Annotated in this window: 17 protein-coding genes; 6 read left to right on the forward strand and 11 right to left on the reverse strand. The window is 43.1% G+C overall.

Annotated features, from left to right (window positions below):
* Window positions 1–341: 341 nt before the first annotated feature.
* The gene (locus OSCIL6407_RS0109095; protein WP_007355214.1) at window positions 342–1,277 is read right to left on the reverse strand and encodes an isoaspartyl peptidase/L-asparaginase; all 936 of its coding nucleotides are present in this window, start codon (window positions 1,275–1,277) and stop codon (window positions 342–344) included.
* Between the two features lie 58 nt (window positions 1,278–1,335).
* Entirely contained in the window at window positions 1,336–1,491 is a 156-nt protein-coding gene (locus tag OSCIL6407_RS32435; protein WP_071592459.1) for a DUF2256 domain-containing protein, read from the reverse strand.
* Between the two features lie 48 nt (window positions 1,492–1,539).
* Here OSCIL6407_RS32435 and OSCIL6407_RS33390 point away from each other — a divergent pair, with 48 nt between their 5' ends.
* Complete coding sequence (locus OSCIL6407_RS33390; protein WP_019487140.1) at window positions 1,540–2,499, forward strand: RNA methyltransferase; 960 nt, start codon at window positions 1,540–1,542, stop codon at window positions 2,497–2,499.
* A gap of 45 nt (window positions 2,500–2,544) precedes the next feature.
* Here OSCIL6407_RS33390 and OSCIL6407_RS37000 read toward each other — a convergent pair whose 3' ends face one another.
* The gene (locus tag OSCIL6407_RS37000; protein WP_007353039.1) at window positions 2,545–2,784 is read right to left on the reverse strand and encodes a hypothetical protein; all 240 of its coding nucleotides are present in this window, start codon (window positions 2,782–2,784) and stop codon (window positions 2,545–2,547) included.
* Between the two features lie 52 nt (window positions 2,785–2,836).
* Here OSCIL6407_RS37000 and OSCIL6407_RS0109110 point away from each other — a divergent pair, with 52 nt between their 5' ends.
* Genes OSCIL6407_RS0109110 through OSCIL6407_RS0109120 form a run of 3 tightly spaced genes read left to right on the forward strand, consistent with a single transcriptional unit; the run spans window position 2,837 to window position 5,594 of the window.
* On the forward strand, window positions 2,837–4,078 hold the full coding sequence (locus tag OSCIL6407_RS0109110; RefSeq protein WP_007353040.1) for a serine hydrolase: 1,242 nt from the start codon (window positions 2,837–2,839) through the stop codon (window positions 4,076–4,078).
* Between the two features lie 43 nt (window positions 4,079–4,121).
* Complete coding sequence (gene ychF, locus OSCIL6407_RS0109115) at window positions 4,122–5,213, forward strand: redox-regulated ATPase YchF (protein ID WP_007353041.1); 1,092 nt, start codon at window positions 4,122–4,124, stop codon at window positions 5,211–5,213.
* A 21-nt stretch (window positions 5,214–5,234) separates the two neighbouring features.
* Window positions 5,235–5,594: a phage holin family protein gene (locus OSCIL6407_RS0109120; RefSeq protein ID WP_007353042.1), complete on the forward strand. Its 360-nt coding sequence runs from the start codon at window positions 5,235–5,237 to the stop codon at window positions 5,592–5,594.
* 188 nt (window positions 5,595–5,782) lie between these two features.
* Here the strand turns inward: OSCIL6407_RS0109120 and OSCIL6407_RS0109125 are convergent, their stop codons facing one another.
* From OSCIL6407_RS0109125 to OSCIL6407_RS0109160, 8 genes are all read right to left on the reverse strand, one after another.
* A complete protein-coding gene (locus OSCIL6407_RS0109125; RefSeq protein WP_007353043.1) occupies window positions 5,783–7,096 on the reverse strand; it encodes a protein arginine N-methyltransferase in 1,314 nt (437 codons plus the stop codon).
* 95 nt (window positions 7,097–7,191) lie between these two features.
* The gene (locus OSCIL6407_RS0109130) at window positions 7,192–7,968 is read right to left on the reverse strand and encodes an ABC transporter permease (protein WP_007353044.1); all 777 of its coding nucleotides are present in this window, start codon (window positions 7,966–7,968) and stop codon (window positions 7,192–7,194) included.
* A 96-nt stretch (window positions 7,969–8,064) separates the two neighbouring features.
* Complete coding sequence (locus tag OSCIL6407_RS0109135) at window positions 8,065–8,778, reverse strand: HAD-IA family hydrolase (protein WP_234708686.1); 714 nt, start codon at window positions 8,776–8,778, stop codon at window positions 8,065–8,067.
* Between the two features lie 184 nt (window positions 8,779–8,962).
* Window positions 8,963–10,156: an NAD(P)/FAD-dependent oxidoreductase gene (locus OSCIL6407_RS0109140; protein ID WP_007353046.1), complete on the reverse strand. Its 1,194-nt coding sequence runs from the start codon at window positions 10,154–10,156 to the stop codon at window positions 8,963–8,965.
* 402 nt (window positions 10,157–10,558) lie between these two features.
* The gene (gene pcrA / locus OSCIL6407_RS0109145; protein ID WP_019487142.1) at window positions 10,559–12,907 is read right to left on the reverse strand and encodes a DNA helicase PcrA; all 2,349 of its coding nucleotides are present in this window, start codon (window positions 12,905–12,907) and stop codon (window positions 10,559–10,561) included.
* Window positions 12,908–13,054: 147 nt separating this feature from the next.
* Window positions 13,055–13,387 (reverse strand): hypothetical protein, encoded by a 333-nt coding sequence (locus OSCIL6407_RS0109150; RefSeq protein ID WP_007353048.1) that lies wholly within the window; start codon window positions 13,385–13,387, stop codon window positions 13,055–13,057.
* Complete coding sequence (locus tag OSCIL6407_RS0109155) at window positions 13,371–13,736, reverse strand: hypothetical protein (RefSeq protein WP_007353049.1); 366 nt, start codon at window positions 13,734–13,736, stop codon at window positions 13,371–13,373. The genes OSCIL6407_RS0109150 and OSCIL6407_RS0109155 overlap by 17 nt, the downstream gene beginning before the upstream one ends.
* A 290-nt stretch (window positions 13,737–14,026) precedes the next feature.
* Window positions 14,027–14,476: a DUF4278 domain-containing protein gene (locus OSCIL6407_RS0109160; RefSeq protein ID WP_007353050.1), complete on the reverse strand. Its 450-nt coding sequence runs from the start codon at window positions 14,474–14,476 to the stop codon at window positions 14,027–14,029.
* Window positions 14,477–14,878: 402 nt separating this feature from the next.
* Here OSCIL6407_RS0109160 and OSCIL6407_RS0109165 point away from each other — a divergent pair, with 402 nt between their 5' ends.
* Both OSCIL6407_RS0109165 and OSCIL6407_RS37005 read left to right on the forward strand, forming a co-directional pair.
* On the forward strand, window positions 14,879–15,619 hold the full coding sequence (locus OSCIL6407_RS0109165; protein ID WP_007353051.1) for an SIMPL domain-containing protein: 741 nt from the start codon (window positions 14,879–14,881) through the stop codon (window positions 15,617–15,619).
* A 27-nt stretch (window positions 15,620–15,646) separates the two neighbouring features.
* Window positions 15,647–15,784: a hypothetical protein gene (locus OSCIL6407_RS37005; RefSeq protein ID WP_157135536.1), complete on the forward strand. Its 138-nt coding sequence runs from the start codon at window positions 15,647–15,649 to the stop codon at window positions 15,782–15,784.
* The last annotated feature ends 419 nt before the right edge of the window (window positions 15,785–16,203 follow it).

Consider the following 16,203-nt stretch of genomic DNA (forward strand, 5'->3'; position numbering starts at 1 on the left):
TATCTCTGTAACTTCTTCTACAAATCGGTACTGATTCCGGATGCCAGGGAGAGGGAGAGCGCAGGAGGGGATAATTAGGGAAGACCAAAGGGAACGAAATCTGGCGATCGCTTTCCGGGTGAAGCTTGTTGATGGCGATCGCGCTAAACGAGAGTTAAACAGCAGAAAAAACCTACTTATAGCAACCTTCTTGGTAGTTAGGACGTTCTGAGTTACTGAAACTCGCTGATTCTATTCTCTTCTTTCCCTTCTTTCCCTTCTTTCCCTAGCCCCTAGCCCCTAGCCCCTAGCCCCTAACCGCTGAAAGCGGTTGCGATCGCCGGAGTCAAACTGCCGACTTTCTAAGCTATAAAAATCAGAGTTCCCTGATTTAATTCTAAAGTATCGCCCATTTCCATACCATTATGAAAAGCAGCTAATAAAACTTCACTGGTTTTACCGCAAGCGATCGCACCACTAGCATCAATGGCGATCGCGCCAAAATCGCGCTGATGTTCGTGGGCCTCGGCAAAAGAACGCTCAAAAGCGGCCTTCAAAGTAAAACCATCCGTCACCCGAATTACAATACGCGGAGCCAAACACTCATCCATAATGTGCTCCCCAATCCCCGTACAGCTAACCGCCGCACTGCCAGTAGCATAATTCCCCGCAGGCATTGCTGAATCGCTCACGCGGCCAATCCGCTCAAAACCCTTACCACCAGTAGAAGTACCCGCCGCCAAACGTCCCTCAACATCCAAGGCCACCACGCCGATCGTACCAGTACCAGCGGGTTCCGCCACTACAGTCGCCATATCCTTGTTAAAATTTCCCTGGCGTTCCTGCATCCACTCCTGCAACCGCAAATCAGTAATCGGGTCATAAATTGGCAATTGCAATTCCCGCAGTAATTCCAAGGCCCCAAAATCAGACAACACGCGATCGTCAGAACCCTGCAAAAACTTCGCTAACTCAATCGGATGTTGCACGCGAGAAACATTAATTACCCCGCTAAAACTCTGAGTAAAACCATCCATTAGCGAAGCACTCATCCGAATTTGTCCATCAGATTGCAACACCGAACCCGTACCCGCGTTAAATCGCGGGTCATCCTCCAAAAGTTGACAACCCCGCGCCACCGCTTCGACAGCACTAGCGCCATCCTTCAACAGGGGATAAACTACGTCCAAAACCTGATAAAGCGACTTCCTAACCGCCTCCAGTCCCCCCTTACCTTTCAGAGAACTACCAGCACCACCATGAATTACCAACTTAGGTTCTACCCGTCCAGAAACCATTATTTAAACCTCAATATTTCTTCCCTCTGCGTCTTCTGGGCCTTGGCAGTTCTCCCCTCTAACTCTGAGCTTGAGAACGGCGGCGGCGACAACGTTCAGAGCAGTATTTAACATCATCCCAGCAATCGGCCCATTTTTTACGCCAACTAAAAGGGCGATGGCAAACCGGGCAAATTTTTGTTGGCAACTCAGATTTAGATCGCACTCGTGGCATAGTCAAATTTAGATTTTAAATTATTAGCTTAAACTCTCCCAAATACAAATGCTAGAAACAGCTTTAGGCGGGATACGGATAATTTTAGTGGAACCCGCAGGGCCTTTAAATGTGGGTTCTGTGGCACGGGTCATGAAAAATATGGGCTTACATCAGTTAGTGCTAGTAAATCCCCAGTGCGATCGCTTAGGGGAAGAAGCCCGAAAAATGGCAGTTCACGCCGCTGATGTTTTAGAAGCAGCCAAGATAGTAAGAACTTTGCCAGAAGCGTTACAGGGATGCCAAAGAGCGATCGCCACTACAGGTCTTTATCGCTCCCTCCCAACCACCCTAGAAAATCCCAAATCCGCCTTGCCTTGGCTCCTAGAATGCCCCTCTGCCTTAATTTTTGGCAGAGAAGACAAAGGATTAACCAATGCCGAATTAAGCTATGCTCAACGCCTGATCCGCATTCCCTCCAGCGACACCTATGCTTCCCTTAATCTCGCCCAAGCCGTCTCTATTTGCTGTTACGAGCTTTACCAAGTTGCAGGAGAGATGGGGAGCGGGGGAGCGGGGGAGCGGGGGAGCGGGGGAGCAGGGGAGCAGGGGAGCGGGGGAGCGGGGGAGCAGGGGAGCAGGGGAGATGGGGAAATGGGGAATGGGGGAGATGGGGAAATGGGGAATGGGGAAGTGGAGGAGAATAGCCCATTACCAATTACCAATTACCAATTACCAATTACCAATTACCAATTACCAATTAACACCCAAGCTCCCCTAGAAGCCTTAGAAGGCTATTATCAGCAGCTAGAAGCTTCACTGTTAAAAATTGGGTATATTTATCCCCATACGGCCGCAAGTAGGATGGAAAAATTTCGCCGCTTGTTTAACCGCGCTTACCCTTCCACAGCAGAAGTGTCAATGCTGCGGGGCGTTCTCCGTCAAATAGATTGGGCATTGCGAACCTACCCAAAGAGCGCTGTAAATGATACTCTGGATGCGTCGCCGCCCGATTTTCCCCAGGACTAGCGACGCTAATTCTTGCGAGCAAGCCCGCAATTTTCAATCTTAAATCTAAGTGGTGAAGGAGTTAGGTGTGGCTGAGCGGTTTCCAACTAGGTCTATATTCTCCGTAGTATCCTCCTCTTCAGAGTCGGACTCTAAACCTTCAAAATCCAGCAATGGGGGTAAACCTACTAATTCGTCGCGCCGCCAGCGCCGCCCTCCTGAAAAGGAAATGGGGAGAGAAGGTAGAAGTTCTGGCCCCACGCCGATCGCGGAGCACAGAAATAAGAGAGAATTATCCCGTCCCAAATCGAATCCCTCCAAACCTCCCCTAAGTAAAAGTGGGAGCCAAAATTCTAAATTGGGTACTCCCAAATCTAAGATCGAAAATCTACAAGCGATCGCAGATACTGTTAGCCGTAAACAGCAAAAAAGCCCAACTCTTCCTCGTTCTGGCAATCGAGCGGATGCGCCTCAAAGACGGAAAATAGAAAGCGATTCTTTCCAAACTCCCAAAACTCGCCCCCAAAATTCGCCCTATCCAGGGCCGCCACAACCTAAAAATCGGGTAGCAAAACGTCCTCGGCGGCGGGGGATTTCTCCTGTAGTTTACGCTACTCGCTTGCTGATTTTGGGGGTGGGTATTGCGGTGATTGCGGGTACTGTAATTTCAGTCCTCAATTCTTTTACCAACGCCACTTCGGTAGCGCAGGAGCAAGTGCAAAACAGCTCTGGAGTTGCAGAAAGTCCTTCGCCTTCTCCATCCCCGGCTACGCTCACGCTACAGCTAAATCAAGAAATGGTTGGGCTCAAAGCTGAAATTGATAAGTTGGCGGCTCAGAATCTGAATTTCACGCCGGGAGTGTTTATCGTTGATTTGGATACCGGAGGCTACGCTAGTGTCAGTAGCGATGCTGCTTTTGCTGCTGCGAGTACGATTAAAGTGCCGATTTTAGTGGCTTTTTTCCAGGCTGTAGATGAGGGCCGAGTGCGCTTAGACCAGGTGTTAACTCTGCGGCCAGAGCATATTGCTAGTGGTTCTGGGGAGTTACAGGATCAATCCCCAGGGACGAAATACACTGCTCTGGAGGTGGCTACTAAGATGATTGCGATCAGCGATAATACGGCGACGAATATGCTGATTGAGTTGTTAGGTGGCGCTGAGGCGTTGAATCAACAGTTTCAGACTTGGGGTTTGACGGTGACGGCTATTCGGAATAATTTACCCGATTTGGCAGGGACGAATACTACCAGTCCCAAGGAGTTGGTGAATTTAATCGGGCAGATTAATCAGGGGGGTTTGGTGTCGTTGCGATCGCGCGATCGCTTGCTTTACATTATGCGACAAACCCAAAATGATTCTTTATTGCCTAGAGGTTTGGGTGAAGGCGCTATTATTGCTCATAAAACTGGCAATATTAATTCTTTGGTTGCCGATGCGGGTATGGTGGATATGCCGAGTGGCAAGCGTTACCTAGTAGCGGTGATGGTTAAGTACGCTAAAAATGAAAAGGGAGCTGATAAGTTAATCCGCGATATTTCTCGGACGACTTATGAATATTTCGAGCAAGGGGACGCAGCTAGTTCTAAATCTTCGCCTTGAATTTCTGATATTCTAGCAAATAGTAAAATGTTTTTAATTTACTATGCTCAGAGCCGGAATCGTCGGATTGCCCAATGTAGGCAAATCTACTTTATTTAATGCCTTGGTTGCCAATGCCAAGGCAACAGCCGCTAATTTTCCTTTCTGCACGATTGAACCGAATGTGGGTGTCGTGGCGGTACCGGATGAACGGTTAAACGTACTGAGCAATATTTGCAATTCTGCTCAAATTGTACCGACGCGGATTGAATTTGTTGATATCGCCGGTTTGGTGAAGGGTGCGAGTCAGGGAGAAGGACTAGGGAACCAGTTTTTATCTCACATCAGAGAAGTGGATGCTATTGTTCAAGTTGTACGTTGTTTTGAAAATGATGACATCATTCACGTTGCCGGCTCAGTAGATCCGCTACGAGATATTGATATTATCAATCTAGAGTTAATTTTAGCAGACTTAGCTCAGATTGAAAAGAAAATTGAACGCACCCGAAAGCAAGCTCGGACTAGCAAGGAAGCTCAGCTAGAATTAGGAGCTCTGGAAAAATTGGCAGCAGTTTTGAATGAAGGTAAACCAACGCGACAGTGCAGTTTAACTGAAGAGGAAGCTGAGTCTGTTAAAGGATTAGGTTTGATGACGAACAAGCCAATTATCTATGCTGCTAATGTCTCTGAGGATGAGTTAGCAGGGGGCAACAATTATGTTGAACAAGTGCGAGAACTAGCATCTAAAGAAAATGCTAAGGTTGTAGTAGTTTCTGCTCAAGTTGAGTCAGAATTAGTAGAGTTGCCAGAGTCAGAACGAGCAGATTTTCTGGCATCTTTGGGGGTGGAAGAAGGCGGCTTAAAATCTCTGATTAGAGCTACCTATGAATTATTGGGTTTGCGGACATATTTTACCAGTGGGCCAAAGGAAACTCGCGCCTGGACAATTCTTGCCGGAATGTTAGCACCGCAAGCAGCCGGCGTAATTCACTCTGATTTTGAGCGTGGTTTTATTCGCGCAGAAACTGTTGCTTATAAAGATTTAGTTGCGACTGGTTCGATGAATGCAGCTAAGGAAAAAGGCTTAGTCCGTAGTGAAGGCAAAGAGTATGTGGTGCAGGAAGGAGATGTGTTACTGTTCCGGTTTAATGTATAGGTTTTTTCAAGGAGTAAGCAGATGAATATTGTGCCGATTCTGATTAGTTGGTTGGTGACTTCGGTGAGCTTTTTTATCATTTCTAAACTGCCGATTGGAGTAGAAATTACCAGCTTTAACAAAGCTCTAATTTCAGCGGCAGTTTTTGGAATATTGAATGCTCTAATTCGTCCAGTTTTTGTTGTTTTGGGTTTACCTTTTATCTGGATAACTTTCGGTTTGTTTACCATCGTTATCAACGCGATTATCTTTGGTTTAGCTGCTTGGCTAGTCGAAGGATTTTGGTTGCGGTGGGGAATCTGGAGTGCATTATTAGGCGCAGTTGCATTGGGTTTTATTAACTCGTTGCTTTATCAGGTATTGGCTTCTATTAAGCTGTAATTTAGCACGCCTAAAAACTTCAGCCTGAATTGCAAAGAAATCGGGTTTCTCTGAAAAATTAAGATGCTCACGAGTTATCTGCAAAGAAACCCCAAAGAAACCGGGTTTCTCTGAAAAATTAAGATTCTCAACGAGGTATCTACAAAGAAACCCGGTTTCTGACCTCGACTTGCATAACTCCTGTCCTGTTAAAATATTTCTAATGACTTACCTCTAAAAAATTCAGAGTTCACCTGACTATAAAGTTGCTGTGGTTGGATTAATTCGCGAATGGGTTGTAGATAAAAATTACTATATTTCCAATAATCAAACTGTCTAAGAACGCGATAACTAATTGTCTCTAAAAAGTTCATTAATCTCTTTTGATTCACTCTCCTAACTTCGATAATTATATCAGGTTGATATTTTAATAATATCTGTTTAGCTCCTTCTAAAACCTCAACTTCTAAGCCTTCAACATCGATTTTAATTAAATCTATGGGCTCTTGTACTAATTCATCCAAAGGCAGAATCTCTATTTCCCCTGTTTCATTGGCTACCACTTCATTTAAACACAAATCCCCGGCTGGATGTTCTACCAGAGTAGATTTACCTGGAAATCTGCCCACAGCATAGCCTAATTTGGATAAATCTACATTACTAAGTTGATTTAAGAATATATTTCTTTTTAACAACTCAATTGCACCTGGATGAAACTCAATTGGAACCACCTTAGCTGCTGTCATTACTTTGGCAAAATAAACTAAATGGTTGCCCGTATTTGCTCCTACATCTACAATAACAGGATTTTTAACTTTGATATTTTTATCTATAAATTCCAACTCCGCTAATTCATAAAAATGACCTGAAATGTGAGCAATTTCAACACCTAGATTTTTCCCTGTAATCTCAAAATTCACAGGATTTTCTTGATAATCAAAGGAAACTTTATTATTGTCGCTCAATAAATGATTGACAAAAGATAACCATTTCTGAGCGTTAACGTGACTGGGATTTATTTGCAAAACATTTGTAAATATATCTCTGGCTTCAATGAGGTGATTTTGCCGTACTAATATATTTCCAATTGACCAAAGAGACTCAACATCAGCAGACGATTTTTCTAAGACTATTTTAAAATAGGTAATTGCTTCATCTAATTGACCTTTTTGAATTAAAATTGCTCCAATTTGTCTGAAACCATTTAAATAAGTTGGTTCGATTTCTACCAAACGTTTAAAACAGATAATAGCTTCATTAAATTCCTCTAATTCCATCAGACAGTTAGCTAAATTAGACAAGCCAATTTTATAGTTAGAATCAAAAGAAAGCGATAATCTATAAAACTCTATGGCTTTTTCTATATCCCCTTGTCTTTTATAAATAACGCCTAAGTTACTTATACTCTCAATATGATTTTTTTGCACTGCTAATATTTGCAGATAAATCGATTCCGCTTCTTGAAATTGTTCGTTTTGTTGATAGTTTAAAGCTATCTGAAAACTCTTTTCTATACTCATCATAGTTGTAATGCTGACTTCTGGATGGTAGAGATACCGCCCAGAGGGCGGTGTTAGGTGATAACTTTCTAATTCCTATTAGTATTTATCAACTTCAACTAATCCTGCTGCGTCGAAAATTGGCGAGCCCCAATTAGAGAAAAAATCACTGCTGCACCCAATAAAATTGGTACAATATACCAAGGAAACTTAGTTAAATCGTAGGCAGCGGCTCTCAAGCCAATACTAGCATAAGTCAGTGGTAAGAGATAAACTATGGTTTTTAAAGCCATTGGCAAAGTTGCAGGGTCGAAAAAAGTTGCTCCCAAAAATGACATGGGAACTATGAGAAAATTGTTATATAAGCCGACAGCTTCCAGCGATTTTACTGTCAACCCAACAATTACGCCTAAACCAGAAAATACCGCACAATTAAGGACTATCACTAGCAAAAATAGGGGATTGAGAAATACTAGCTTTTGAGTGAACAAAACTGCTACTAAAATCACTGAAGCAGAAGTCAGTAAACCTCGGACAATTCCTGCTAGCATTTTACCAGTATGCAAAGCTAAAGGATGCACTGGTAGTAACAATAATTCCTCAAAAGTTTTGGTATAGAGGCGTTCCCCACAAATGGAAAATACAGTACCGCTAAAACTGATAGTCATTGAGGATAAAGCTACCATTCCCGGTAACATAAACTCTAAGTAATTACCCCCAATGGCGGGTTTAGGCAAGGAACTACCCAACCCCAAACCAAATGCTAAAATATAGATGATTGGCGATACTAAACCCGCAGCAGCAACCGGGAGTATTCTAACTCGTAAATCTAACCAATCTCCCCAAAAAACGGTAAGAGTGTCAGCTAAAATATTTTTGAGTCGGGATTCTGTCATGTTAGGGCTAAGTGAGGAAATTTTTGATCTTTGTAACGCTGCTATCTGGGTGATATATTTACCACCCAGAGGGCAGCGTCATATTATATTATCAACTTAAAAGTACAAAATATCAAGACTTGTACACTGTTGAAAATCTTGCTCAATTATAGGAATTTGATCCGCTGAAGTTTGTTCTCGATTAAGTAAGATTGCTTTAATTCCAGCCGCTTTCGCACCTTGATAGTCAGCTTTAAAGCTGTCACCTATATGTAAAGCTTCTACGGCCGAAAATGAGGATTTTTGTAAAGCAGTGAGAAAAATTTGGGGATCTGGTTTGGCTGCACCTACTTCTGTAGAAATTGTTATAGATGTGAAAAAATCAGCTAAATTAAGTGCCTTTAATACCGAATAGAGGCGCGAATCAAAGTTAGACAATACTGCTAACTCAATTCCTTGATTTTGCCATCTTTCTAATGCTGGTTTGACATCGGGATAGAGAAACCAAGGTTCAGCAGTGGCAAAGTATTTGTATAGTTCAATAAAGAAACTAGAAAAGTCTGAGAATTTGGTAAATACGCCTGCTGTTTGGAAGGTTTGGATGGCAAGTTTATGCCACCAATCAAATTCCATTTCGGGAATTTTGGCAAAGTCTACGCCGGGAAATGCCATCGGAGTTGCTGAGGTAAAGCTTTGAAGGAAAGCTTGATTTAATAATTCGGGAGAAACTTCTACTCCAAAACGGCTAGTTATTTTGGTGTAAGCTTCCCCTACACTACCACGCACTCCAAATAGCGTACCAACAGCATCGAGAAAAATAATTTTAGGCATTGGTAATGGGTAATGGGTAATGGGTAATGGGTAATTGGTAATTGGTAATTGGTAATTGGTAAATTGCTTTGCTTTGCTTTGCCCCAATGATATAATTTCAAGTAATTTACCAGACTTGATATTCGCCATTAGCAATTAGCCATTAGCAATTAGCAATTAGCAATTACCAATTACCAATTACCAATTAGTTTACAAGCATTTCTTGAATTGGTCTAGCTATCCAATTAAAACCTACTTTGATTTGATGATCTAATGTAGGCATTCGATAGAGATAAGCTAAACGACGGGCTACGTGAGCCATTTGACCGTCTAGTTTAATTCCTAAACCCGCAAAAGTAGCATTGTCAACTCCTAATGTCAACATTTCTCCGAGTGGCTGATAGCGGAAAGGAAGCAAAGGTCTGTCAGTGAGTGATGCCCATATATTCCAGGCTGTGTAGTCAGCTTGCTGGAAGGCTACTTGAGCACTGGAAGGGACTTTTTGACCGTCAGCATCTACGCATTCGGTTATATCTCCCAGGGCAAAAATTCCTGGGTTATCAACTACTTGTAACGTCGGTTCAACAATTAATTGACCGCGAATATTTTGCTGGAGATGAAGCGAACGTACCATCGGGGATACAATCATTCCTACCGTCCATAAAACGGCATCTACTGGCAAAATGTCGATCTGTCCTTTGTAAACTAGAGAAATTGTGTCGGACTCAATAGCATCAACACTGGTTTCTAAGTCTATCCAGACGCGGCGTTTTTCTAAGGCAATATTTGCAGCTTCTCGGTTAAAATCTGGGGATGTTTGGAGAATTTTATCGCTTTGTTCGATTAGGCGTAAGCGTCCTCTTTCGCCGAGGCGATCGCTCAATTTACAAGCTAATTCTACCCCAGAATAACCGCCGCCAACGACGGCAACCCGAATTTTGTCAGATTGAGAGCTTTCTAGAATTCGCAGGCGTTCTTCGAGGCGGTAGGCATCGCTAATAGTACGAAAGGGGAAGGCGTGTTCGGCTGCGCCACTAACTAAATTGAGGGGAGTTTCGCCGCCAAGGGCCAAGACTAAGCGATCGCAAGTAATTTCTGGGCCGTCTTGCAACTGCACTCGCTTTTCGGTGATGTCAATCGCAGCAACAGTACCTTGACAAAAGCGGATACCCGTATCTTTCAACAATTCTTCAAAGGGTGGGGCGATTTCCCAGGTTTGTAATTCTCCGGTGAGGATTTCGTATAACAGGGGAGAAAACAGGAAGCGATCGCACCGATCGACTAAGATAATTTCAGGTTTTTGGGGCTTGGCAAAAGGTAATTGACTCAAACGCAGAGCCGTGTAGAGTCCGCCGAAGCCGCCACCAAGAATGCAAATGCGGGGTTGTTGTTGAGTCATAAAAAATGTCGGTAAGTGGGAAACTCAGAGGTTTGAGCATCGGAGATGTAAACGAAACGGGCGGTTTTAAACGCCATGAATCTTAAAATAGGTAACTTTCACCGTCTTTTTTGTGGATTGTTGTGTCTCTCCAATTGCTTGTGATGTTAGCTTCATAAAGTTTTAAGAGCTTGTTAGAACTGCAACACTGTTTCAGTGACTTTGCAGACCTCATCTTATTGACTATTAACAATTTTATACCAATTCTCCAAATTCTTGAGACCCTCTGCATTGTTGAGTGAACTTCCACAACTGCTGCATAACTTTTTTGGAGAATTTTTATTACAAGAGCCTCCTAACTTCTGCCTCCTGCCTTCTGCCTCCTGCCTCTACTGTTGCATAACTTTCTTTGGAGAATTGGGATTAATTCACTTTTTGCAGCGGTGCAGTTCTCGGATCGAGGATTTTTTGACCCGATCCAGAAAACCTAATCGCCAAAGTAAATTTATCGCCAGTTCCTAAAATATAGGTAACTTGTCCCAGTCCAAAAGATGAATGAACAACGCGATCTCCTACCTTCCAATCCATTAACTTTGTATTCCCAGTTTTGCCTTTCAACTTATTAGATGGCGATTGCGAAACAGGTGTTTTAGCTGTCTTTTTCTTAACGGTATTTCCGCTCAAAAACTCCCTCGGTAATTCTCCTAAAAATATCGAAGGAATAGCTAACTGCTTATTTCCCCAAGTGCGGCGCTCTATGGTATAAGTAATGAACAACCTTTCCTGAGCGCGAGTAATCCCAACATAACAAAGGCGGCGTTCCTCCTCCAAAGCAATAGGATCGTCTAAACTGCGAAAATGTGGTAACAATCCCTGTTCCATTCCCACTAAAAACACTACTGGAAATTCTAACCCTTTCGCAGCGTGGAGAGTCATCAAAGAAACCCGCGATTCTTCCTCTTTCATGCTATCCATATCCGAACTCAAAGCAGCACTCGCCAAGAAATTTTCTAGTTTAGCTTCTTCGGCATTTTCTTCTTCAAATTGCTGTACTGCATTGTATAGTTCTTTGATGTTTTCTATGCGATCTTCTGCTTCATCAGTACCTTGTTTTTTTAACTCATCAATGTAACCAGATTCTTCTAAAATACCTTGGACAACCTCAGAAGCAGAGGTATTTGCCACTTCCTCTTGCCACTTTCGGATCGTCCGCATAAATTCAATAATCGGCTTAGCAGTCCGCCCTGCTAAAGTGTTAACAGATTCTTCATCAACTAGAATATCCCACAGCGGAATATTCAATTGCTGAGCAGCTTGTACTAACCTATCTGTCGTAGCTTTGCCAATACCACGCCGAGGTGTGTTGATAATTCGTAACAGGCTGACAGTATCCGCAGGATTAACAATTAATCTTAAATAGGCTAATACATCTTTAACTTCTTTGCGGTCATAAAACTTCAAGCCGCCAACTAAATTGTAAGGTATACTCCACCGCACTAGACACTCTTCAAAGTTGCGCGATTGGGCATTTGTGCGGTATAATATAGCAAAATCTCCCCATTTTAATTCGGGATTCTTCCGCACCAGTCCTGTAATTTCATTGGTGACAAATTCTGCCTCTTGAATTTCATCATCCGCGCGCTCTACACAAATTGGTTCTCCCTCCCCGCGAGTTGGCCGCAATACTTTATCGATGCGTTCGGTGTTGTTTTCAATTAGGGCATTAGCAGCGTGTAAAATGTTGTCTCTGGAGCGATAATTCTCCTCTAATTTTACCATTGTCCGGGTATCATCGTCCGCCAAACCGTCGCCGAAGTCTTTCTGAAAATCGAGCAGAATTTTGAAGTCTGCCATGCGGAAAGAATAAATCGCTTGATCGACATCACCCACTACAAAAATAGAGCGTCTTTCCCAGTTTGTAAATGTTTGGGGATCTTCGTTATTTGTGGCTAACAGGCGAATTAAGTCATACTGGACGCGGTTGGTATCTTGGTATTCGTCTACTAAAATATGGCTAAATTTTTGATGCCAGTAACCCAATACTGACTCGTTTTGACTGAACAATTGTACGGGTACGCGAATTAAATCATCGAAGTCTAGTCCGTTGTTAGCAGCGAGAGCATCTTGATAAAGATTGTAGGCATCAGCGATTACTTTTCCCCGATAATTCGGTTGTTCTAATTCGACTTCTCTGGGAGATAAGCCTTGGTTTTTAGCATTGCTAATTGCGTAGCGAACATTACGGGGTTCAAATTTTTTGTCGTCCAGATTTAGCTGTCGGGTGACGATATCTTTCACCAGACTTTGAGCATCAGATTCATCGATAATGGAGAAATTTTTCCGCCAGCGACGACCTTTTTCGTCTTGAAATTTCTCGATGTCGTAGCGGAGAATCCGAGCACAAAGACTGTGAAATGTACCTACCCACAGAGGTTTGATATAATTTCTATAAACCCCCGATCGCAGTCTTGCCTGTTCATCAGGTGCTAATGCTTCTAATGGTTTACCATATTTCGCCTCAGCTTGCCCAGTTGCAAACAATTTCTCTATTCTCTCTTTCATTTCCCGCGCCGCTTTGTTCGTAAAAGTTACGGCGAGGATATTATCAGGATCGACTCGATGGGTGCGAATTAAATTAGCAACTCGATAGGTTAGAGCCCGCGTTTTGCCGGAACCTGCGCCTGCTACTACTAATAATGGGCCGCAAAAATGCTCGACGGATTGGCGCTGTGAGGGGTTGAGTTGGCTGAGAAAATCAGTAGTTGGTGTCATGGCGATGTGAGTGCGGGCCCCAGGGCGTTGTTGCAAGAGACAGAAATAATGTCTATAGACTAGGCTACCATTTTCTGCATAAATTGTACACTCCCTGCCCTGATAGATAGTTGTTAATTGCTCACTAATCGTGCCGTTTTCCCCTTTTTACCTAGCTCTACCAGTGCGCTCTTTAGCTTTATCGTAAGCAGGATCGTGTTCCTCAAAACTAATAATAAACACCCGTTTAGGAGTTGGAGATTCATATATCCGATAAACCAGCCGATAGGCAATTCCATCCCAATTTATATCTAAAGTGCGGTAGCCATTCAGTCTACCGTCTAGATCGTGACTTGGTACGCCGCGAGGCTGATAGGGATTCTTAGCCAAAACAAGCTGATAGACTGAAAATTCTTCCTGTAGCTGTTCTGGTAAATTTGGTAAGTCTTGCGTATTTACCAGGGGGTTAATCTTGACCAAGTAATTAGATTTTGTAGCCACGTTGTCTCAACCAATTATCTAAAGCTTCATCGTCAATCTCTTGGCCTATTTCTACTTCTATTGGCCAGTCAGTAGTGCTCTCTAGAAATTCCAAGTCTTCCTTAGTTAGCTCTTTTGGTTCCCTGGAAATATTTTTTTCACTATCAGGCCAAGCTTCATCTGGTATCTGAAGACCGCTCTCAGCAGCTTTAATAGTTCTTCGCAATAAATCTTGATGCGCCTTGTAGTCGTGTGGTGCAACTTCAAGTTCTAATTCCATACTTTCCACTAGATATTTTAATTTCTCAAACACATTTTCTAGAGGATGTGTTGCTATCTGTTCTGTTGGTGAATGGCTGACTTCTGACATAGTTTTGTACCACTATTTTTGCAACTTTTAACTATTTTATCATTTGACAGATAGTTTTTGCTTAAGCAAGCCTCCAACCAAAATCGCTGCCACAATTCCTAACCGGAACCCAAGAGGGACAACTACACCCGCAGCTACCCCATTTTGAGGCTGACTCTGAGCTATTTCTGCGGATGCTTTTTATCAACACTCGGCTAAAATCTGTGGGAGAATTATCTTGAGTACCAGCTACATTCCGAGCGGTACAATAATCCTATCAGTAATCGCACTTGCTAACTCGTCAAAATTAATCATTCAAGATTCATATCTTTTTCCACCGCAGGCACGATGGCTTGTTCTGACTTAACAGGAGCACCTCGATATTTCATCCCTGCTGTCACCACAGTAGTATTTTTTAGCTTCGGCGTTCTCCAAATTTGACCGCGATATTTGCCTGTAATTTCTCCATCGCAGACTTCAACTGAGGGAGGGAAAGCTTCATAGTTAGCACCGCGATAAGTGAGGTTAATTTTCTTCTCTTCATCATCAACAGGATGAATTGACTGCAAGAGCTTTCTACTAGCTAAAATTACGAAGATTAAAAGTAATGCCTTGATTTGCCAAGGAGCTAAAAACAAACTTATAATTAAGCTGATCGTGACAATTGTTCCGGCAAGATAGGCGGCTTCGTTAGCGCAATTCTTAAAAATAAAAGTCACTGCGAGAGCAATTACCAAAGGAGTAACAAAAAACCAAGTCATTCAATCACCTCTGAGCTAGAAGTCAAATTTACAGGACTTAAGCATTACTCACGAATAATCAAAATTTGGCATTGCTTTGGGCTGGCTTCCTACCCTTGCGACTGCGCGATGCTTGATTCCTAATGACAGAAAATGGTAGTGAGTGGGTAAATCCTGATTTTTATTAATATAAGACAGTGTAGGCAAAAAAACACTACACTTTCATGAAAAATACTTTTTTCCCAAAATGGGTCTGTTGTAGAGATAGACTCAGGGGAAGTCTGGGCGATCGCAGAAAGCAGAGGTAGAAGCCAGAAGGGGAGAAAGCTATAAGTTGCGAAAAGTGTAACCAACCGGATCTCTGCGAGTTGCGATGGCACAGTAAGAGTATGCCATCTGTTCTATGTGAGGAAAATAAGGTTTATGAATCGAATTAGCGCATCCACCTACCAAATTAAACCCCGGAGTCTGTTGACAGCTTTATGTTTAACTCTGAGTTTGATCGGTTTTACTGGTTTAGACCCCGCAATGGCGCAGGAGCAACGCCTGAGAACGCTAACGGTGACTGGTAGGGGTATGGAAGCAATTCCTACTACTTTAACTCAAGTGCGTTTGGGAGTTGAGGTGCAGGGACAAACGGCGGCGGAGGTGCAGCAGGAAGCGGCGAAGCGATCGGCGGCGGTGGTGTCGCTGTTGCGATCGCGTAATGTAGACAAATTGGAAACTACTGGGATTACGCTCAGTCCTATGTACAACTATGAGAATAATAAGCAAAAGTTGATCGGATATGTTGCGACTAATACTGTTAGTTTCCGCATCAATACTGAATCTGCGGGGACTTTGTTGGATGATGCGGTGAAGGCGGGGGCGACGCGAATTGATGGCGTGAGTTTTGTAGCGGCGGAAAGCGCGATCGCATCGGCCCAGCAGCAAGCGCTACGCGAAGCGACTCAAGATGCTCAAATTCAAGCGGATGCGGTTTTGGGGGCGCTGAACCTCAAGCGAGGTGAGGTTGTCAGCGTTCAGGTGAATGGTGCGAGTCCCCCACCACCAATATTTCAGCCTCGTTTTGCGGCCGTAAGCAACGATAAGGAGGCTGCGACTCCCGTAGTCGGAGGGGAACAGCAGGTGGAAGCGTCGGTGACTTTGCAAATTAGTTATTAATGGCGATCGCTTAATCTTTGTCATCTGTTGCCCACATTTGCAAAGGCGACAGATGCAAAGGGCGATCGCGCTTCTTTGCTCAGCTTGCATCCGATCGCAGCTTGCGAGGCGGTAAATTCTGTAGGATTTACCGCCTCGCAACTCGCAATGACAATAAAGGGGTAGTAAAGCCGGATTTGGTATCAGTCCTAAGCTATTTTGTAGCGAACTAAAGGTTTATTCCTGAATTAAAATTGAGTGTCAACTTCATTTTATAGATTATTTAAAAGAAAGAATTATTTAAAAGAGAGAAGACGCGCCTAGCTTCTGGAACTAAATAGTGAAAATAAAATTTAGTTCGATCGATTGAAAGTCTCAATTTGTAGCTAGCTGCTCGATCTTTTTTGATTTCATACTTTGCTATCTCTAAAAATTGTTCAAATTAAGAAAATTTAGAATTATCGCGTGAGCGATCGCAGGTTTAAAAAGTATTATAGCAACCGCCACAACTGTTAGGACATTCTCAATCCCCCAAACCATTTCTAGTATTGCATTTTCCTCCTGCCTCCTGCCTTCTTCCTCCTGCCTCCTGCTATAACACCCAA

Origin of the sequence: Kamptonema formosum PCC 6407 (assembly GCF_000332155.1) — a bacterium.
GTDB classification, from domain to species: Bacteria; Cyanobacteriota; Cyanobacteriia; order Cyanobacteriales; family Microcoleaceae; genus Kamptonema; species Kamptonema formosum.